The organism is Ruegeria sp. BE1 (assembly GCF_056538885.1).
Genome location: NZ_JBQFTY010000002.1, coordinates 23,473 through 42,354 on the forward strand (window position 1 = coordinate 23,473; position 18,882 = coordinate 42,354).

The window sequence follows — 18,882 nt, forward strand, 5'->3', positions numbered from 1 at the left end:
ACATGAGCGCCAAGGACCGTCTGCCCCACGAAAAGGGCTTTCACATCAGCTGGGACCAGATTCACCGCGACTCGCGCGCGTTGGCGTGGCGGCTGGACGGACAGGGCCCGGATGACGGCGCATGGCGCGCCGTTGTCGCGATCACACGCGGCGGCATGGCCCCCGCGATGATCGTCAGCCGCGAGCTGGACATCCGCACCGTCGACACGATCAGCGTGCGCTCCTACCACCATCAGGCACAGGGCGAGGCCGAAGTGCTTAAGGCCCCCGATGCCGAGTTGATGGGCGATGGTGAGGGCATTCTGATCGTCGATGATCTGGTCGACAGCGGCAAAACGCTGGAACTGGTACGCGCCATGTACCCCAAGGCGCATTTCGCCACTGTCTATGCCAAACCCAAAGGCCGCCCGATGGTCGACACGTTCATCACCGAGGTCAGCCAGGACACGTGGATTTTCTTCCCGTGGGATATGGCCCTGCAATATGTCGAACCCTATCGCGGTACCGACTGATCCCATATATTTGGACCACCCAATGAACCGGACACGCACCGCCGCCACCTTTTCCCCTCCGGTGATGGAGGCGCGGCGCTGGCTGGACGGTGTGGTGTTTCCAAAAGACCGTCCCCTGATCAATGTCAGTCAGGCGGCCCCGGTGGACCCGCCGCCGCTGGCCTTGCGTCAGGCCATGGCAGAATTCGCGGTCAGCGAAGACAGCGCCCATCTCTACGGGCCGGTTCTTGGGAATCCGGACCTCAGGGCCGAGCTGGCCTCTCAGATCAGCCATCATTACTCAGCCGACGTGACCGCCGAGCAGGTTGCGATCACCTCGGGCTGCAACCAGGCGTTTGCCGCCGCAATCTCGGCCCTCACCGATGAAGGGGATGAGATCATCCTGCCAACCCCATGGTATTTCAACCATAAAATGTGGCTGGATATGGCAGGCGTGGGCGCCGTGGCGTTGAACACTGACGATAATCTGCTTCCCGATCCCGAAGATGCCCGCGCCCTGATCACAGACAAAACCCGCGCAATCTCACTGGTAACGCCGAACAATCCGGGCGGTGTGGAATACCCTGCCGATCTGGTGCGCGCCTTCTATGATCTGGCCCGCGAAACCGGCATCCGACTGTTGGTCGATGAAACCTACCGCGATTTCGACAGCCGCAGCGGCCCGCCCCACGCGCTGTTCAGCCAGCCCGAGTGGGACCAGACGCTGGTACATCTGTATTCCTTCTCGAAAGCCTACCGGCTGACCGGTCACCGTGTGGGGGCCATTGCAACAGACCCCGCATTGCTGGCCGAGATCGAGAAATTTCTGGATACGGTCGCGATTTGTCCCGGTCAGATGGGGCAATTTGCGGCCCTTTGGGGCATGCAAAACCTGTCGCAGTGGGTTGCCGGCGAGCGGGCCGAAATCCTGGACCGCCGCGCCGCGATTGAGGAACAAATGCCCCGGCTGGCAGATAAAGGCTGGCGCTTATTGGGGCTTGGGGCCTATTTCGCCTATCTTGAACACCCCTTCGACATTCCGTCCGACGAACTGGCCCGACGTCTGGTAACTGAGGCAGGGATTCTCTTGCTGCCCGGCACCATGTTCATGCCGCAGGACGATCCTGCCGGAAAACGGCAGGTGCGCGTGGCCTTTGCCAATCTCGACCGGACCGGAATAACGGAATTGTTCGACCGGCTTCTGGCCCTGACCTTATGATCTTGCCCCCCGGCGGTGCCCGTCGTATTCAAGGCGGCAACCGACAGGGCAGACCTTTGCCACAGAACAAGAGGGCACCATGGCCGCAGGCATGAAAAACCTATCGAAGACATTTGTCTGGATCCTCATGGGCCTGCTGATGCTGGGCCTTGCGGGCTTTGGCGCAACCAGCCTGACCGGCACCGTGCGCACCGTCGCGCAGGTCGGCAACGAAGACATTTCGGTCAATGAATATGTGCGCGAACTGCAGCGCGAAATCCGCGCGGTCGAAAGCCAAACCGGTCAGCCCCTGCAAATGTCGCAGGCGCATGAGTTCGGACTGGACCGTCTGGCCCTGTCCCGTCTGACCGCGCTGGCCGCGCTGGACAACGAAGTCGGTGAACTGGGCCTGTCGATCGGCGATGAGAACCTGCAACGCGAAATCCTCGCCATTCCGGCCTTTCAAGGCGTGAATGGTGAGTTTGACCGCGAGGCCTATCAGTTTCAGCTGGATCAGGTCGGCATGACGGATTCCGAGTTCGAATCGGACCTGCGCAAGGAATCCGCCCGTACGCTGGTGCAAAACGCCATTGTCAGCGGGGTTGAGATGCCCTCGGTCCTGACCGAGGTCATGACCGATTACGTTGGTGCCCGCCGCAGCTTTACCGTTGCGACCGTGGGCCCTGAGGCGTTGGAGGCCGCGATTTCCGCACCCACCGATGAACAGATCCAGACCTATTACGATGACAATCAGGATCAGTTCACCCTGCCCCGCACCAAGCAGCTGACCTATGCGATCCTGTCGCCTGACATGCTGTTGGATAGCATCGACGTTGATGAGGATTCGGTGCGCCGCCTGTATGACGACCGCGCCTCGGAATTCTACCAGCCCGAACGCCGGTTGGTCGAACGCCTGACCTATCCCTCTGAGGAAGACGCGCAAAGCGCCAAGGCCCAGCTTGAGGTCGGCGGAACCACTTTTGAACAACTGGTGCGCGACCGTCAGCTGGAGCTGAGCGATATCGATTTGGGCGACGTGACCCGCGATGATCTGGGTGAAGCCGCCGATGCCGTCTTTGCCGCCGATCTGGACACTGTTGTGGGCCCGCTGCCCTCGACCTTTGGCCCGGCACTGTTCCGCATCAATGGGTCGCTGGCCGAAAACAACACTCCGTTCGAAGATGCTGCGCCCGCCCTGCGCGAGGAACTGGCCGCAGACCGCGCCCGCCGCCAGATTGAGGCGCAGGCCGAAGACTTCAACGACATGTTGGCCGGTGGCGCTACGCTGGAAGAGGTGGCATCCGAGACCGAGATGGAATTGGGACAGATCGACTGGAGCCAGCAGAGCGATGACGGCGTTGCAGCCTATGACGGTTTCCGCTCGGCCGCCGCAGCGGTGAACGAAGGCGATTTCCCCGAGATCGCATTTCTGGAAGACGGCTCGATCTTTGCCCTGCGCCTGAACGAAGTGCTGCCCCGCCGCCCCGAACCGCTGGACAGCGCCCGTGACCGGGTTGCCGCCGCTTGGACGCTGGCAGAAACGAACAAGGCGCTGGCCGCGCAGGCGGCAACGGTGATGGAGGGGCTGAAAGCCGATGGTGACTTCACCGCGACCGAACTGCCCTTCCGGGTCGAAAATGCCCTGACCCGCACCGCGTTTCTGGACGATGTGCCCGCCGATTTCATGGTTCAGGTCTTTGAGATGGACCCCGGTGAGCTGCGCGTGATCCCCGCAACCGGTGCCGCCTTTATCGTCCGGCTGGATGAAACCCTGCCGCCCGCCGAAACGGATGAGCTGCGTCAGGCCCAGACCGCTCTTGGCGCGCAGCTGAATCAGGCGCTGGCCCAGAACATCTTCGACGCCTTCGTGCGCGATGCACAGGAACGCGCCCGCCCCATCGTGGATCAACGCGCGCTGAACGCCGTGCAGTCGAGCTATTAAAAGAGACCCAGAATGGCCCTGACCCCCGAGTTTGACAGTTTCGCCCGCGCCTATGAGGCCGGCGAAAATCAGGTCGTCTATACCCGTCTGGCTGCGGATCTGGATACGCCCGTATCCCTGATGCTCAAGCTGACGGGCGCGCAAAAAGACGCGTTCATGCTGGAATCAGTGACCGGCGGTGAAATCCGCGGGCGCTATTCGATCATCGGCATGAAGCCCGATCTGGTCTGGCGCTGCCGGGGCGAGACGTCCGAGTTAAACCGGCAGGCCCGGTTTGATCCCGAAGGCTTTGCGCCGCAGGATGGCAACCCGATGGACAACCTGCGCGCGCTGCTGGCCGAAAGCAGGATTGACCTGCCCGATGACCTGCCGCAGGCGGCGGCGGGCCTGTTTGGCTATCTGGGCTATGACATGGTGCGGCTGGTCGAATACCTGCCCGATGTGAACCCCGATCCGCTGGGCCTGCCCGATGCGATCATGCTGCGCCCGTCGGTGATTGCCGTTCTGGACGGCGTCAAAGGCGAGGTCACCGTGGTCTCACCCGCCTGGGTGGCCGAGGGGCAATCGGCCAAAGCGGCCTATGCGCAAGCGGCCGAGCGTGTGATGGACGCCGTGCGCGATCTGGAACGCGCCATGCCTGCGGAAACCCGCGATCTGGGCGATGCGTCCGAAGCGGGTCCGCCCGTGTCGAACTTTACCAAGTCCGGCTACATGGAAGCGGTTGAAAAAGCCAAGGAATACATCCGCGCGGGCGACATCTTTCAGGTGGTTCCGGCGCAGCGCTGGACGCAGGATTTCCCGCAGCCCCCCTTTGCGCTTTATCGCTCGCTGCGGCGCACAAACCCGTCGCCTTTCATGTTCTATTTCAACTTTGGCGGCTTTCAGGTCGTGGGCGCCAGCCCCGAGATTCTGGTCCGCGTCTTCGGCAATGAGGTGACGATCCGCCCCATCGCAGGCACCCGCCCCCGTGGCGCGACGCCCGAAGAAGACAAAGCCAACGAGGTTGATCTGCTGGCCGACAAGAAAGAACTGGCCGAACATCTGATGCTGCTGGATCTGGGGCGCAACGACACCGGGCGCGTGGCCAAGATCGGCACCGTGCGCCCGACCGAAGAGTTCATCATCGAACGCTACAGCCACGTCATGCACATCGTGTCCAACGTGGTCGGAGAACTTGCCGAAGACAAAGACGCGCTGGACGCGTTCTTTGCCGGGATGCCCGCTGGTACCGTATCTGGTGCGCCCAAAGTACGCGCGATGGAGATCATAGACGAACTGGAGCCGGAAAAACGCGGCGTTTATGGCGGCGGTGTTGGTTACTTCAGCGCCGGTGGCGATATGGATATGTGTATCGCCCTGCGCACGGCCATCGTGAAGGATCACAAGCTTTATATTCAGGCCGGTGGTGGGGTCGTTTATGACAGCGACCCCGAGGCGGAATATATGGAGACCGTTCACAAATCGAACGCGATCCGTCGGGCCGCGGCGGATGCGGCGCGGTTCACCGGATCACGCAACAGCTAAAGAAAACGGCTGACCGCCTGGGTCAGCCGCTTTGTTCAGTTCGGCGCTTACTGAACCTCTTGCATCATCACGGCGGAAATCGGGGCCATCGCCACGCGGTTTCCGCGATCTTCCAGCCCCCACAACAACAGGGCCGAGATCGTGTCGGGCCGCAAGCGACCCAGCATCACAACGCTGCCCTCTTGCCCGGCACGGAACGCCGCCTGATCCAGAAAGCGCCGCATGATCTTGGGGTCCTGACGGGCGCTGTCGATATCGCGGAAAATCACGCCTGACGGCACACCATTGCGCGCCGCCAGCTTTTGCACGGTGTTCAACCCGTTATCCTGCGTGATCAGCCCCCGGCCCGTGCCGGCGGCAATCGCAGCCACTTGGTCGGCCAGTTTTCTATTGCCCTGAATGCCCGACTCAACCCCTTCGAGAATGCCCACGGTTTCCGGCAGCGTATCGAACCAGACGGCCAGAGAAACCTCGGCGTCCTGCGCACTGGCCGCCTCGGGCAGATCGGCCAGCGCCAAAACTTCAAACCCAGCCTCGCGATGGCGTGCCATTTTTTCAGCGGCTTCCGGGTCTGAGGGACTGACCGCAAAGCTGAGCGCATAGGGGAAATCGCGCAGGGCCTCGGCCCCATACGCGCCCTCATCATCGATCAGGATGATGGACATCAGCGGCTTGGAGTCTGGGTTGTCAAAATCGGCGGCATAAGCCTCGATCGGTTTTCCGGGCACAATCGGGGCCGCATCGGCATCGCTGGTTGGCTCATCACTGCCCGAGCGTTCGGTCAGCGGAACAACGCGTTTGCCAATCGTCGGTGCTCCGCCTGTGCTGTCCACCCCCCCAATCTGAGGAACCGAAGCGATCCGCGGCAGATTGCGCGGCGCCGTGTCTTCATCGCCTTCGACTGCAATCGGGCTGTCAGCAACCGGATCGGCCTGTGGCTCGGGCGCAGGGGTCTCGGCCACTTCGGGTTCCGTGTTCCCTTCGGGTTCTGTGCTCACTTCGGGTTCGGGAGTAACAGCCGCGACTTCAGGTTCAGGCTGCGGCTCTTCAACGGTTTCAGGCTGCGTATCTTCAACGGTTTCTGGTTCAGACTGTGGGGCGGTTTCGGTCAATTCCGGTTCCGTCGTCAACACTTCAGGCTGGGGCTCAACGGTCTCAAGCGGCGCGGGCTGAGGTTCCGGAACCACCAACGACACTTCTGGGGCAGATCCCGAGTCGGGCGCGGCCTGAGTCACCGTCGGGGCCTGCGGTGCAACCGGTGCCTCGGTTGATACGGTCACCGGCGCTGACACGGCCGCGCTTGGGTCTTCACCCTGGGCGACAGGCTGCGCAACTTCGGGGCGCGCCTCAGGTTCCAGCTCAACATCCGACAGTTCTGCCAGGGTATCGGTACGCTCAATCGGGGAATCAGGTGTGGTGGGCGCCAGATCCACCACGTCCGCATCACCCCCGGTCTCGGGCGCATTGGCCTTTGTTTCGGCTATCTCAGCCGGTTCGGGTTCCGGGGCCGACAGCGCGACCTCTGGTTCACGCGTCAACGGTGCCCTCAGGGACAGTACGGCCCCCATTGCAAGAACAACGATCGCTCCCACGATCATTCCACCGACAAATCCGCCCATTCCAATTGCCTCTCGTCCTGGTCCTGCTTCGATCGCATGTTCGCCGTCTGCTGCGGCATTTACTTACCGCAGCGCCAAGATCGGGATGTCCCCTTGACGCTGCTGCGCAAGCCTGAGCATGTATGTCCCGACATTATACCGTGGCCCGGGGCTGCATCGCCAGTCCGAAATGCCCAAGCCGAGACAAGTGCCCAAATGCTGCTGCTGATCGACAACTACGACTCGTTTACCTACAATCTGGTACATTATTTAGGCGAACTTGGCGCCGAAATGGTCATTCGGCGAAATGATGCCTTAGACGTCCAGGAAGCCATGGCCATGAACCCCGCCGGTATCCTTCTCAGCCCCGGTCCCTGCGACCCGGATCAGGCTGGAATTTGCCTGGCTCTGACCGAAGCCGCCGCCGAGACCAAAACGCCTTTGATGGGTGTATGTCTGGGTCATCAGACCATTGGCCAGGCGTTCGGCGGCGACGTCATTCGTTGTCATGAGATCGTGCATGGCAAAATGGGCACCATGCACCACACCGGCAAGGGCGTGTTCGCCGGTCTGCCTTCGCCGTTCGAGGCGACGCGCTATCATTCGCTGGTGGTTGACCCGAACACCCTGCCTGATTGCCTTGAGGTGACTGCGCATCTGGAAGACGGCACCATCATGGGCCTGCAGCACAAAGAGCTGCCCATCCACGGCGTTCAGTTCCACCCCGAATCCATCGCGTCCGAGCATGGCCACGCCCTGCTCAAGAATTTCCTGTCCGAGATGAAAGTACCCGCATGAGCGACGCTCTGAAACCGCTGATCGGAGCCGCCGCCGAACGGCCCCTGACCCGCGCCGAGGCCGAGCAAGCCTTTGGCATCCTGTTTGATGGCGCTGCCACGCCCAGCCAGATCGGCGGCTTGCTGATGGCGATGCGGACCCGTGGCGAAACAGTTGATGAATATGCCGCCGCAGCTGGCGTGATGCGTGCCAAGTGCAACGCCGTGGCCGCACCCGCCGGGGCCATCGACATTGTGGGCACCGGGGGCGACGGTAAAGGAACGCTCAACATCTCAACCGCGACGGCCTTTGTCGTCGCAGGCGCCGGTGTGACCGTGGCTAAGCATGGCAACCGCAATCTCAGCTCAAAATCCGGCGCTGCTGATGCGTTGGGTCAGCTGGGAATCAACGTGATGGTCGGCCCGGAAGTGGTTGAAAATGCGCTGAAAGAGGTCGGTATCGGTTTCATGATGGCCCCGATGCACCATCCGGCGATTGCCCATGTCATGCCCTCGCGGCAAGAGCTTGGGACGCGGACGATTTTCAACATCCTTGGGCCTCTGACCAACCCCGCCGGTGTCAAACGTCAGCTGACCGGCGCGTTCAGTCGCGAATTGATCCGCCCCATGGCCGAAACCCTTGGGGTACTGGGGGCCGAACACGCGTGGCTGGTCCATGGCTCGGACGGAACCGATGAGTTGACGATCACCGGCGTAAGCTGGGTCGCCGCCTGGGAGGATGGCCGTGTCAAGGATGTCGAATTGCATCCAGAAGACGCGGGCCTGCCCGTGCATCCGTTCGAAGACATCCTTGGCGGGACGCCCGAAGAGAATGCCGTCGCCTTCCGCGCGCTGCTGGATGGCACGCCGTCAGCCTATCGCGATGCGGTTCTGCTGAACGCGGCGGCAGCGCTGGTGGTGGCCGATGCGGCCTCGGACCTGAAAGACGGCGTAGCACAAGCCGTCGAAAGCATCGATAGCGGCAAAGCCAAAGAAAAAATCGCCGCACTGGCCCGAATGACGCAGGAGGCCGCATGACCGTGACGGTACTGGACAAGATCAAAGCTTATAAGCTTGAGGAAGTCGCCTCAGACAAGACGCATAAGTCTTTGGAAACGCTGGAAAATGAGGCCCTCGCGGCATCCGAGGTGCGAGGATTTGCCGAAGCGCTTCATTCAGCCGCCCGCACAGGCTATGGCCTGATCGCCGAGGTCAAAAAGGCCAGCCCGTCCAAAGGTCTGATCCGCCCGGATTTCGATCCGCCAGTTCTGGCCAAAGCCTATGAAGATGGCGGCGCTGCCTGTTTGTCCGTGCTGACCGACACGCCCAGTTTCCAAGGTGCCAAAGAGTATCTGACCGCCGCCCGCGCCGCGACCTCTCTGCCCGCGCTGCGCAAGGATTTCATGTATGACCCCTATCAGGTGGTCGAAGCGCGCGCCTTGGGTGCAGATTGCATCCTAATCATCATGGCCTCGGTCGAAGATGCCCAAGCGGCTGAGCTTGAGCAAACTGCGTTTGACTGGGGCATGGACGTTCTGATCGAGGTCCATGACGAGGCAGAGCTGGAACGGGCTGTTCAACTCAAAAGCCCTCTGATCGGGATAAATAACCGCAATCTCAAGACGTTCGAGACCACTCTTGATACAACGCGCCGCTTGTCGAAACTGGTGCCCGGTGATCGGACAATCGTGTGTGAAAGCGGTCTGGGGTCTCCGGAAGATCTTGCCGATATGGCCCGTTACGGCGCGCGCAGCTTCCTGATCGGGGAAAGCCTGATGCGCAAGGATGACGTGGCCCATGCCACGCGGTCGCTGTTAGCCAGCCCGCTGATGCCCGGAGGAATGTGATGCCGCTCACTCATTTCGATGCGCAAGGTCAGGCGCATATGGTCGATGTGTCGGACAAGGCGGTCACGGACCGGGTTGCCGTGGCTGCGAGTCACATCAAAATGGCGCGGGAAACCTTTGATTTGATTTCAGAAGGCCGGGCCAAGAAGGGTGATGTTTTGGGCGTTGCTCGTCTGGCCGGGATTATGGGTGCTAAGAAAACGCCCGACCTGATTCCTCTGTGCCACCCGCTGCCGGTCACCAAGGTCGCCGTTGAACTGACCCTGGATCCCGACCTGCCGGGTGTTCAGATTGAGGCCACTGTCAAAACCTCGGGCCAAACCGGGGTTGAGATGGAGGCTCTGACTGCCGCGTCCACCGCGGCCTTGACCGTCTATGACATGACCAAGGCTGTCGACAAAGCCATGGAGATCGGCGGCATTCGCGTTCTTCTGAAAGATGGCGGTAAATCAGGGCGTTATGAGGCGACATGATTTCGGTAGAAGACGCCCGCGCCCTGCTGTTTGACCTTGTTTCGCCGCTTGAGGCCGAAACAGTCCCCATAGCGGTCGCAGCCGGGCGCACTCTGGCGCAAGAGGTCAAAGCAAACCGCGATCAACCGCCCTTCGCGGCCTCGTCCATGGATGGCTATGCGCTCAAGGCGACCGAAGTTGAGCTGCACGCCATGTTCAAGGTCATTGGCGAAGCGGCAGCAGGACGCAGGTTTCAGGGCAAGGTCGGCGCTGGTCAGGCGGTGCGGATTTTCACCGGCGCACCGGTTCCCGAAGGTGCGGACTTTGTTGTTATTCAAGAAGATACCGACCGTCGCGGAGATCTTCTGACAATCACAGACGATCCCGGTCCCAAATCGAACATTCGCCCGGCAGGTGTCGATTTCAAGGCAGGTGCATCTATCTCTGCCCCGCGCAGCTTGCGCCCCGAAGACGTGGCATTGATGGCGGCGATGAACATCGCCTCGGTCCCTGTCACGCGCAAACCCGAGGTCGTTTTGATCTCAACCGGGGATGAGCTGGTGATGCCGGGCGAAACGCCGGGGCCGGATCAGATCATCGCGTCCAATACCTTCGGGCTGAAGGCTTTGCTGGAAAACGCTGGCGCGCATGTGCGCATTCTGCCAATTGCACGCGACACGGTCGCCTCGCTTGAAACGGCGTTTAGCCTGGCCAAAGGGGCCGATCTGGTGGTGACCATCGGCGGGGCTTCGGTTGGCGAATATGATCTGGTGGCCGATGTTGCCGACGCGCTGGGGATGGAGCGCGCGTTCTACAAAATCCGCATGCGTCCCGGCAAACCGCTGATGGCTGGGCGGCTGGGCGATACCGCAATGGTCGGATTACCCGGAAACCCTGTGAGCGCAATGGTTTGCGGCTATCTCTTCTTGCTTCCGATGGTTCGCCGCATGCTGGGGCAAGACCGTGTTCTGACGCCCTTCCAACGTGCCCCACTGGCTGAACCGATTGGTCAGAACGGTCCACGCGAGCATTATATGCGGGCGGTACTTGACGGGTCGGGCATCCGCGCATGTGCCGATCAGGACAGCTCACTGCTCAGTGTTTTGGCGCAGGCGAACGCTCTTTTGGTGCGCGAACCGCATGACCCGGCTCGTGCTGCGGGGGATGAGGTCTTGTACCTGCCGATCTAGGCACCGCTCAAATCCGTTGACACAAAACGTGAACATGCGTAGAACAAAAGAAAACGCATGACCGACGAGGTGTGAGCAATGCTGACCAAGAAACAGTTGGATTTGTTGGAATTCATCCACAATCGCGTACAAGCGGACGGCGTTCCGCCCAGTTTTGACGAAATGAAGGCCGCGCTGGACTTGCGCTCGAAATCCGGCATCCACCGGTTGATCACGGCGCTGGAGGAACGCGGATTTATCCGCCGCCTAGCGCACCGCGCCCGCGCGATTGAAATTGTGAAGCTACCGGAAAGTCTGGGGGGCGAGCCGACGGCCGCGTTCAAGCCGCGCGTGATCGAAGGCGACAAGCCCGAAGGCCCGCGGCCCGCCAATTTCGAACCGGTGACCGTGGACGCGATGGAGCTGCCAGTCATGGGCCGGATCGCGGCCGGTGTTCCGATTGAGGCGATCAGCCATGTCTCGCACCGGGTTGCGGTTCCGGGCAGCATGGTCTCTGGCCGTGGTGAGCATTACGCGCTGGAGGTCCGGGGCGATTCGATGATCGACGCGGGCATCAATGATGGTGACGTGGTCGTCATTCGTGAGACCAAGACCGCGGATAACGGAGATATTGTTGTGGCTCTGGTCGAGGATCAGGAAGCCACGCTCAAGCGCTTTTTCCGTCGTGGCAACGCCATTGCGCTTGAGGCTGCAAATCCCGCCTATGAAACCCGCGTTCTGCCCGAAGACAAGGTCAAGGTGCAGGGTCGGCTGGTCGGGTTGATCCGCAGCTACTGACGCTGCTTTGATCTGCGGTCCCTGTCATCTTGCGGGGACCACAGTCTGTGGCCGCTGACCTCATGGCTCGAAAGGACGCGGCCCCCTGATAGAGCCAGACTGCCGGTTTCTTTCAGCTTCTCCGGGTCGAACAGCCCGCACTCTCCGGTCAGGTCCAAAGCCACCGCAGAGACCACGATCTGGTTTTCCGCACATTCCGAAAACCCCTGAGCCGCCCGTTTTCCGGTGATGTGGATGAGTTCTTTTCCCTGCCAGGTATAGCGCTGCACTAGGTCGCCGGAGGGCCAACGGCTGGCGGCCTTGGGCTGATCCACGCCGTCGCCGTCATTCTCCAGCCAGACATTTGCGATGAATCCGCTGCCTTTTTCCTTGCTCAGCGCCCGGCCCGCATCGGTCATGACCCCCACCAACCCGCCGGAATCCGCGATCAGAACCTCGGGGCGATGGCCTTGCCCCCATAACAGAAACGCCGCGATCACCGGGGCGATCCCGACCCATTTCGCCCGCCCGCGCCACAACGCCATCCACAGGGCACCCAAGGCAAACATCGGCAGCACATAATGCGGCGGGCTGACCACATAGCCCTGCGCGCCGCTCAGCCCCGAAACCTTGTCCGAGACGATCAAAATCCACTCCAACCCCAGCCCCATGACGTGCAGCGGCAGCGCCTCAAGCCCAAAGGGCGACAGCAGCGCGGCCACAAAGGCCGAGGGGACAACAATGGTCCCCATCACCGGCACCGAGAGCATGTTGGCCAGCAATCCATAATGCGACATCGTATTGAAATGCGCCGCCCCGATCGGCGCGGTGGCCAACCCCGCAATGGCCGAGGACATCAGTAGGCCGACAACCGGCTTGGTCCATTTGGGGCCCGGCATCGGCCCGAACTCTCTAAGTTGACCAAACACCGCGACAAGGGCTGTTGTGGCCGCAAAAGACATCTGAAAACCGGGGCTAAGCAACGATTCCGGGCGCAGAACCAGCACGATCAGGGCAGCAACGGCAACAGCGCGCAGAGATATGGCCCGGCGGTCGATCAGCACGGCCCCCAACATGACGCTTGCCATTACAAAGGCGCGTTCCGTGGCCACGTTGCCCCCTGACAGCATCAGGTAGATCACCGCCGCAATCAACGCAAAGACCGCCGCCAGTTTGCGCACAGGGACACGCAGGGCCACGGCTGGGATGGCGGACAAGGCCAGACGAAAGACCAGAAACACGAACCCTGTCAGCAGCCCCATATGCAGGCCCGAAATGGCCAGCAGATGCGCCAGATTCGAAGCGCGCAGCGATTTCAGCGTCTCTTGCCCCATGCCGCTGCGGTCGCCTGTGGTGACGGCGGCTGCGAAGCCCCCGACCTCACCAGGCAGGATCGCGCGCACCCGTTCCGAGATCGCCATCCGCAGCGCGGTAATCCGAACGCCGTCCCCTCCGGCCTCGGGCGGCGCGATTGTCACCACGGGAACGCGCGTATAACCCACCGCGCCCAGCCCCTGAAACCAAGCGTGGCGGCGAAAGTCGAAACCGCCCGGTTCCACTGGCCCCTGTGGCGGAGACAAATGCCCAGTGGTCATGATCCGCTGACCGGGGACCAGCGCCGGGGCGCCCCCATGCAGTGAAAGCCGGACGCGTTGCGGTCGCCGGTCTGCGGGCACATCCCCTATGCGCACCCGGTCCAGCGTCACGCGCAACGCGTCCGACGCAGAGCGATCCATGGCGACGACCCTCCCCTCGATCGGGCCGTAATACCGCCAGGACAGGACCGGCTCTGTCACCGAATGGGCTCGTGCGCCGGCCAGGACAAACCCGGCTGCAATCAGCGCGCCCCCCATTGCCAACGCAGCCCATCCGGTCTGTATCGCGCGCCCTGCCCCGATCAGGACTGCGACCCCTGCCAGCACGCTTGCGTAGACCTGCCAGCCGGGTTCAAACCGAAGGCTGAAGTACAAGCCAATGCCGATTGCCAGACAGACCGGAGACCATTGGAACAGGTACCCCGTCTGGTTCAGCAATGCGGCCTCGACCCGTGCCAGAACACGCATGGTTGCCCCCGTCCTTCGGGCTCGTTAGACAAGCGCAAAACTATGCCCGACACGGTTACCAAAAGGTTAATCCACACAATGTCCGATCAGGTCGTCACCCGTTTCGCCCCGTCCCCCACCGGCTTTTTGCATATCGGTGGTGCCCGCACTGCGCTGTTCAACTGGCTCTATGCCCGGGGGCGCGGCGGCAAGTTCCTGCTGCGGATCGAGGATACGGACCGCGAACGCTCGACCCCCGAGGCGACGGCGGCGATCCTGCAAGGCATGGCGTGGCTGGGGCTGGATCACGACGGCGATGTGGTCAGCCAGTTCGAGGGTGCCGCGCGGCACGCCGAAGTCGCGCATCACCTGCTGGCCGAGGGCAAAGCCTATAAGTGTTTCTCTACGCAGGACGAGATCGCCGAATTCCGCGAACAGGCCAAAGCCGAGGGCAAATCCACCCTGTTCCGCAGCCCCTGGCGTGATGCCGACCCGTCGTCCTATCCCGACGCGCCGTTTGTGATCCGTATCAAGGCCCCGCAGGACGGCGAAACGGTGATCCGCGATCAGGTGCAGGGGGATGTGACCATCCGCAATGACCAGTTGGACGACATGATCCTGCTGCGCTCGGACGGGACTCCGGTCTATATGCTGGCCGTGGTAGTGGATGACCACGATATGGGCGTGACCCATGTGATCCGGGGCGATGATCACCTGAACAATGCCGCGCGCCAGATGATGATCTATGAAGCGATGGGCTGGGACGTTCCTGTCTGGGCGCATATCCCGCTGATCCACGGCCCCGACGGCAAGAAACTTTCGAAACGCCACGGCGCGTTGGGCGCGCAGGAATACCAGGCGATGGGCTATCCGGCAGCCGGGATGCGGAACTATCTGGCGCGTCTGGGCTGGAGCCACGGCGATGACGAGTTTTTCACTGACGCACAGGCCAAGGAATGGTTCGATCTGGACGGAATCGGCAAAAGCCCGGCGCGGTTCGATCTGAAAAAGCTGGAGAATCTGTGCGGTCAGCATATTGCGATCACAGATGATGCTGCGCTGCGGCAGGAAATTCAGGCGTATTTGGCTGCTTCAGACCAGCCTGCTCTCAGTGACACACAATCTGGTGATCTGGAACGTGCGATGTATTGCCTCAAGGATCGGGCGCGAACTTTTCCGGAACTGCTTGAAAAAGCCCATTTTGCGCTGACTGCGCGCCCAGTTGAACCGGATGAAAAGGCCACCAAGGCGCTGGCCTCAGTATCCGACGGTATACTGAATGAATTGACGCCGCAGTTGCAAAATGTTAGCTGGACGCGGAGCGAACTGGAGGGGGCCCTGAATTCCTTTGCGGAAGCCAACGGGCTCAAGTTCGGCAAGCTGGCGGGGCCATTGCGCGCCGCTTTGGCGGGTCGGGCGGTGACCCCATCAGTTTTTGACATGATGCTTGTGTTGGGGCGCGATGAAACCCTTGCACGGCTTTCTGACGCAGCGACCTAAACCAAGGTTCACATTTGGGTAACGCTGCTCCGCTAACACCCGGACTGCGCGCCTGCGCGCATCCGTTGCCCGCAGGTTCGGACAGCGATCCAAACTGCGCATGAATGAGGAAGGGACACTATGACCGACAGCAAGAAATCAGCCACTCTGACAGTCCATGGCGAAACATATGAGCTGCCGATTCATTCGCCGACTGCAGGTCCTGATGTGATCGATATCCGCAAGCTGTACGGCACTGCGGGTGTGTTCACCTATGATCCCGGCTTTACCTCGACCGCCAGCTGCGACAGCACAATCACTTATATCGACGGCGAAAAAGGTGAACTGCTGCACCGTGGCTATCCGATCGACCAGTTGGCTGGCAAATCTCATTTCCTCGAGGTCTGCTACCTGCTGCTGTACGGAGAGCTGCCGACCGCGCCCGATCTTGAGAAATTCGAATCCACCATCACCCGTCACACCATGCTGCATGAGCAGATGCAGTATTTCTATCGTGGTTTCCGTCGCGATGCGCACCCGATGGCGATCATGGTCGGCGTCGTCGGCGCAATGTCGGCCTTCTATCACGATTCGACCGATATCTCGGACCCGCATCAGCGCGAGGTTGCCTCGCATCGCCTGATCGCCAAGATGCCGACCATCGCGGCCTGGGCTTATAAGTATCACACTGGTCAGCCCTTCGTGTATCCGCGAAACGATTTGGACTATGCGTCGAACTTCCTGCGCATGTGCTTTAGCGTCCCGGCCGAGGAATATGAGGTGAACCCGATCCTCAGCCGCGCGATGGACCGCATCTTTACTCTGCACGCCGATCACGAGCAGAACGCCTCGACCTCGACCGTGCGCCTGGCGTCAAGCTCGGGTGCCAACCCGTTCGCCTGTATCGCGGCGGGTATCGCCTGTCTTTGGGGCCCCGCCCATGGCGGTGCGAACCAGGCATGTCTTGAGATGCTGGAAGAGATCGGCTCGGTCGATCGTATCCCCGAATACATCGCCCGCGCCAAGGACAAGGACGATCCGTTCCGCCTGATGGGCTTTGGCCACCGCGTCTACAAGAACTTTGACCCGCGCGCCAAGGTGATGAAACAGTCTGCGGACGAAGTGCTGGACCTGCTGGGTGTTGAAAACAACCCGAAACTGCAGGTCGCCAAGGCGCTGGAAAAGCAGGCGTTGGAAGATCCGTATTTCGCCGAGAAGAAGCTGTTCCCGAATGTGGATTTCTACTCGGGCATCATTCTTGAGGCGATGGGCTTCCCGACCTCGATGTTCACCCCGATCTTTGCGCTGTCGCGCACCGTTGGCTGGGTCAGCCAGTGGAAAGAGATGATTGCAGATCCGCAAAACAAAATCGGCCGTCCGCGCCAGCTGTATCTGGGCGAGACCACCCGCGATTACACGGATATCGAAAACCGATGATCCCAGAAACCCCGGACCCGGCTCCGGGGTTTTTTCTTACAATAGGCTCAACTGATCACCCACCTGAGGTGGGCGCGCGAACAGGTCGTTGCGCAAGGGTGGCGTCCGGGTCGACAAGCCCAACCGTTTGACCGCAATGGCAAAGCGTTTGGCGATCAGGGTGGCGTATTCGCCCTCACCCCGCATCCGGTGGCCCCATCGCGGGTCATACTCCCTGCCCCCGTGCATCTCGCGCAGTTTGGACATGATCTTTTCGAACCGTGCGGCTTCATGCTCTTTCAGCCAGTCTTGCCACAGGGCCGAGACCTCGCGCGGCAGGCGCAACATGATCCAGCTGGCAGCATCCGCTCCGGCGTCTTTGCCGGCTTCCAGCAGGTTCTCCAACTCATGATCCGTCAGGCCGGGAATCACGGGCGAGGTCATGACACGCACCGGCACACCCGCCTCTGTCAGCCGACGAATCGTGGCCAGACGCCGCTTGGGTGACGGCGCACGGGGTTCCATCCGTCGTGACAAATCCGCGTCCAGGGTCGTCAGAGAAATCCCGACCCGCACCAGGCCCATCTGCGCCATGGGGGCCAGAATATCCAGATCACGCTCAATCAACGTACCCTTGGTCACAATGCCAATCGGGTGTTGAAAGTCTTTCAAAACAGTCAGACAGCGCCTTGTTATCAAATGCGTTTTCTCAACCGGTTGATATGGGTCCGTATTGGTCCCCAAGGCGATTGTCGCCACCTTGTAGGATTTCGACGACAGCTCGTGCCGCAGCACCTCGGGCGCGTTTGGCCGGGCCACCAACCGGGTTTCAAAGTCCAGCCCCGGCGACAGCCCCAGATACGCATGCGTCGGGCGGGCAAAACAATAGACACAGCCATGCTCGCACCCGCGATACGGGTTGATCGAACGGTCAAACGGCAAATCAGGCGACCGGTTATAGGTGATCACACTGCGCGCGATCTCTTCTGCGACCTCAGTGCGCAGGGGCGGAATATCCTCTTCACCCTCCCACCCATCATCGATCTGGTCGGTCTGATACGCCTCAAACCGACCTGCGATATTGCTGGCGACACCCCGCCCCCGAACAGGCGATGCCTTACCATTTGTTCCCGTTTTGTTCATTTTCACTGTGTAACGCGCAAACCGTTGGAGAACAAGCGAAACAACCCGGTCGATCTTAACTTGAAAACCCTGCGTTTCTTTGCAGAATTTCTGGAAAATGAATGTGATGCAAAATCATGATGCAAAGAATGACATCGAAGTGATCAAGAATTTGACATAAAGGTCGGTCTCGAAACTAACGACGTCGCAATTGTCAAAGTCCAACTGCGGCGTTTTGGTCAAAACGAGGAAAATGCCACCCACGGGCGCAGTGCCCGAACAGCTCAGGGAAACGCCCCATGTCCGATGAAGAAGACATCGTCCTGTCCGAACTGAATGATGAAGAGCTTGTCGAACAGATGTTCGACGATCTTTACGACGGTCTGAAGGAAGAAATCGAAGAAGGTACGAACATCCTGCTGGAACGCGGATGGACGCCTTACGACATCCTGACCAAAGCGCTGGTCGGCGGCATGACCGTTGTTGGCCACGACTTCCGTGACGGCATCCTGTTCGTCCCCGAAGTTCTGCTGGCCGCGAACGCGATGAAGGGCGGCATGTTCATCCTCAAGCCGCTGCTGGCCGAAACCGGCGCACCGCGCGTGGGCAAGATGGTGATCGGCACCGTAAAAGGCGACATCCACGACATCGGCAAGAACCTTGTTTCAATGATGATGGAAGGCGCAGGCTTCGAAGTTGTCGACATCGGCATCAACAACCCGGTCGAAAACTACCTTGAGGCGCTGGAAACCGAAAAGCCCGACATTCTGGGCATGTCCGCCCTGCTGACCACCACGATGCCTTACATGAAGGTCGTGATCGACACGATGGTCGAACAGGGCTTGCGCGAGGACTACATCGTTCTGGTTGGCGGCGCGCCCCTGAACGAAGAGTTCGGCAAAGCGATTGGCGCTGACGGCTACTGCCGCGACGCAGCCGTTGCTGTGGAAATGGCCAAGGACATGGTATCGCGCAAGCACAACCAACTGGCCGGCTGATCGGACAAAATTGACTGTTCTGGGGCCGTCCGGTTTTCGGGCGGCCTTTTT

Annotated in this window: 16 protein-coding genes; 13 read left to right on the forward strand and 3 right to left on the reverse strand. The window is 60.9% G+C overall.

Going from position 1 to position 18,882, the window contains the following annotated elements:
* The first annotated feature begins 2 nt into the window (after positions 1-2).
* From gpt to trpE, 4 genes are all read left to right on the forward strand, one after another.
* Positions 3-512, forward strand: coding sequence for a xanthine phosphoribosyltransferase (gene gpt, locus ACR0J5_RS06320; protein WP_480651514.1), 510 nt, complete (start codon positions 3-5; stop codon positions 510-512).
* Between the two features lie 22 nt (positions 513-534).
* The gene (locus ACR0J5_RS06325) at positions 535-1,710 is read left to right on the forward strand and encodes an aminotransferase (protein ID WP_480651516.1); all 1,176 of its coding nucleotides are present in this window, start codon (positions 535-537) and stop codon (positions 1,708-1,710) included.
* 79 nt (positions 1,711-1,789) lie between these two features.
* Positions 1,790-3,631 carry a peptidyl-prolyl cis-trans isomerase gene (locus ACR0J5_RS06330; RefSeq protein WP_480651518.1) on the forward strand — a complete coding sequence of 614 codons (1,842 nt, stop codon included), beginning with the start codon at positions 1,790-1,792 and terminating at the stop codon, positions 3,629-3,631.
* Between the two features lie 12 nt (positions 3,632-3,643).
* Complete coding sequence (gene trpE, locus ACR0J5_RS06335; protein ID WP_480651520.1) at positions 3,644-5,155, forward strand: anthranilate synthase component I; 1,512 nt, start codon at positions 3,644-3,646, stop codon at positions 5,153-5,155.
* Between the two features lie 47 nt (positions 5,156-5,202).
* On the opposite strand, the gene ACR0J5_RS06340 is transcribed toward trpE, so the two are convergent.
* Entirely contained in the window at positions 5,203-6,693 is a 1,491-nt protein-coding gene (locus ACR0J5_RS06340; protein ID WP_480651522.1) for a divergent polysaccharide deacetylase family protein, read from the reverse strand.
* Positions 6,694-6,969: 276 nt separating this feature from the next.
* Here ACR0J5_RS06340 and ACR0J5_RS06345 point away from each other — a divergent pair, with 276 nt between their 5' ends.
* The 6 genes from ACR0J5_RS06345 to lexA all read left to right on the forward strand — a co-directional run bounded on the left by ACR0J5_RS06345 (position 6,970) and on the right by lexA (position 11,795).
* On the forward strand, positions 6,970-7,551 hold the full coding sequence (locus tag ACR0J5_RS06345; protein ID WP_480651523.1) for an anthranilate synthase component II: 582 nt from the start codon (positions 6,970-6,972) through the stop codon (positions 7,549-7,551).
* A complete protein-coding gene (gene trpD / locus ACR0J5_RS06350; RefSeq protein WP_480651525.1) occupies positions 7,548-8,567 on the forward strand; it encodes an anthranilate phosphoribosyltransferase in 1,020 nt (339 codons plus the stop codon). Before ACR0J5_RS06345 ends, trpD begins: the two co-directional genes overlap by 4 nt.
* A complete protein-coding gene (gene trpC / locus ACR0J5_RS06355) occupies positions 8,564-9,376 on the forward strand; it encodes an indole-3-glycerol phosphate synthase TrpC (RefSeq protein ID WP_480651526.1) in 813 nt (270 codons plus the stop codon). The genes trpD and trpC overlap by 4 nt, the downstream gene beginning before the upstream one ends.
* Entirely contained in the window at positions 9,376-9,849 is a 474-nt protein-coding gene (gene moaC / locus ACR0J5_RS06360) for a cyclic pyranopterin monophosphate synthase MoaC (protein ID WP_480651528.1), read from the forward strand. The genes trpC and moaC overlap by 1 nt, the downstream gene beginning before the upstream one ends.
* On the forward strand, positions 9,846-11,018 hold the full coding sequence (locus ACR0J5_RS06365) for a molybdopterin molybdotransferase MoeA (protein WP_480651530.1): 1,173 nt from the start codon (positions 9,846-9,848) through the stop codon (positions 11,016-11,018). The genes moaC and ACR0J5_RS06365 overlap by 4 nt, the downstream gene beginning before the upstream one ends.
* A gap of 78 nt (positions 11,019-11,096) precedes the next feature.
* Entirely contained in the window at positions 11,097-11,795 is a 699-nt protein-coding gene (gene lexA / locus ACR0J5_RS06370) for a transcriptional repressor LexA (RefSeq protein WP_480651532.1), read from the forward strand.
* Here the strand turns inward: lexA and ACR0J5_RS06375 are convergent.
* Positions 11,789-13,837 (reverse strand): ComEC/Rec2 family competence protein, encoded by a 2,049-nt coding sequence (locus tag ACR0J5_RS06375; protein WP_480651534.1) that lies wholly within the window; start codon positions 13,835-13,837, stop codon positions 11,789-11,791. The genes lexA and ACR0J5_RS06375 overlap by 7 nt on opposite strands.
* 78 nt (positions 13,838-13,915) lie before the next feature.
* Between ACR0J5_RS06375 and gltX the strand changes: the two genes are divergently transcribed.
* Positions 13,916-15,316 carry a glutamate--tRNA ligase gene (gltX, locus tag ACR0J5_RS06380; RefSeq protein ID WP_480651536.1) on the forward strand — a complete coding sequence of 467 codons (1,401 nt, stop codon included), beginning with the start codon at positions 13,916-13,918 and terminating at the stop codon, positions 15,314-15,316.
* Positions 15,317-15,436: 120 nt separating this feature from the next.
* Positions 15,437-16,732, forward strand: coding sequence for a citrate synthase (gene gltA / locus ACR0J5_RS06385; protein WP_480651538.1), 1,296 nt, complete (start codon positions 15,437-15,439; stop codon positions 16,730-16,732).
* Between the two features lie 36 nt (positions 16,733-16,768).
* Here gltA and ACR0J5_RS06390 read toward each other — a convergent pair whose 3' ends face one another.
* Positions 16,769-17,854: a PA0069 family radical SAM protein gene (locus tag ACR0J5_RS06390; protein WP_480651539.1), complete on the reverse strand. Its 1,086-nt coding sequence runs from the start codon at positions 17,852-17,854 to the stop codon at positions 16,769-16,771.
* Positions 17,855-18,132: 278 nt separating this feature from the next.
* Between ACR0J5_RS06390 and ACR0J5_RS06395 the strand changes: the two genes are divergently transcribed.
* Positions 18,133-18,831 carry a corrinoid protein gene (locus ACR0J5_RS06395; protein WP_480651541.1) on the forward strand — a complete coding sequence of 233 codons (699 nt, stop codon included), beginning with the start codon at positions 18,133-18,135 and terminating at the stop codon, positions 18,829-18,831.
* Positions 18,832-18,882: the final 51 nt, after the last annotated feature.

Bases quoted from the DNA above. Each gene is read 5' to 3' on its own strand.
- moaC (WP_480651528.1), top strand. From the start codon at position 9,376: ATGCCGCTCACTCATTTCGATGCGCAAGGTCAGGCGCATATGGTCGAT.
- trpD (WP_480651525.1), top strand. From the start codon at position 7,548: ATGAGCGACGCTCTGAAACCGCTGATCGGAGCCGCCGCCGAACGGCCC.
- gltA (WP_480651538.1), top strand. From the start codon at position 15,437: ATGACCGACAGCAAGAAATCAGCCACTCTGACAGTCCATGGCGAAACA.
- ACR0J5_RS06375 (WP_480651534.1), bottom strand. From the start codon at position 13,837: ATGCGTGTTCTGGCACGGGTCGAGGCCGCATTGCTGAACCAGACGGGG.
- gltX (WP_480651536.1), top strand. From the start codon at position 13,916: ATGTCCGATCAGGTCGTCACCCGTTTCGCCCCGTCCCCCACCGGCTTT.
- ACR0J5_RS06345 (WP_480651523.1), top strand. From the start codon at position 6,970: ATGCTGCTGCTGATCGACAACTACGACTCGTTTACCTACAATCTGGTA.
- lexA (WP_480651532.1), top strand. From the start codon at position 11,097: ATGCTGACCAAGAAACAGTTGGATTTGTTGGAATTCATCCACAATCGC.
- ACR0J5_RS06325 (WP_480651516.1), top strand. From the start codon at position 535: ATGAACCGGACACGCACCGCCGCCACCTTTTCCCCTCCGGTGATGGAG.
- ACR0J5_RS06390 (WP_480651539.1), bottom strand. From the start codon at position 17,854: ATGAACAAAACGGGAACAAATGGTAAGGCATCGCCTGTTCGGGGGCGG.
- trpE (WP_480651520.1), top strand. From the start codon at position 3,644: ATGGCCCTGACCCCCGAGTTTGACAGTTTCGCCCGCGCCTATGAGGCC.
- ACR0J5_RS06395 (WP_480651541.1), top strand. From the start codon at position 18,133: ATGTCCGATGAAGAAGACATCGTCCTGTCCGAACTGAATGATGAAGAG.
- trpC (WP_480651526.1), top strand. From the start codon at position 8,564: ATGACCGTGACGGTACTGGACAAGATCAAAGCTTATAAGCTTGAGGAA.
- gpt (WP_480651514.1), top strand. From the start codon at position 3: ATGAGCGCCAAGGACCGTCTGCCCCACGAAAAGGGCTTTCACATCAGC.
- ACR0J5_RS06365 (WP_480651530.1), top strand. From the start codon at position 9,846: ATGATTTCGGTAGAAGACGCCCGCGCCCTGCTGTTTGACCTTGTTTCG.
- ACR0J5_RS06330 (WP_480651518.1), top strand. From the start codon at position 1,790: ATGGCCGCAGGCATGAAAAACCTATCGAAGACATTTGTCTGGATCCTC.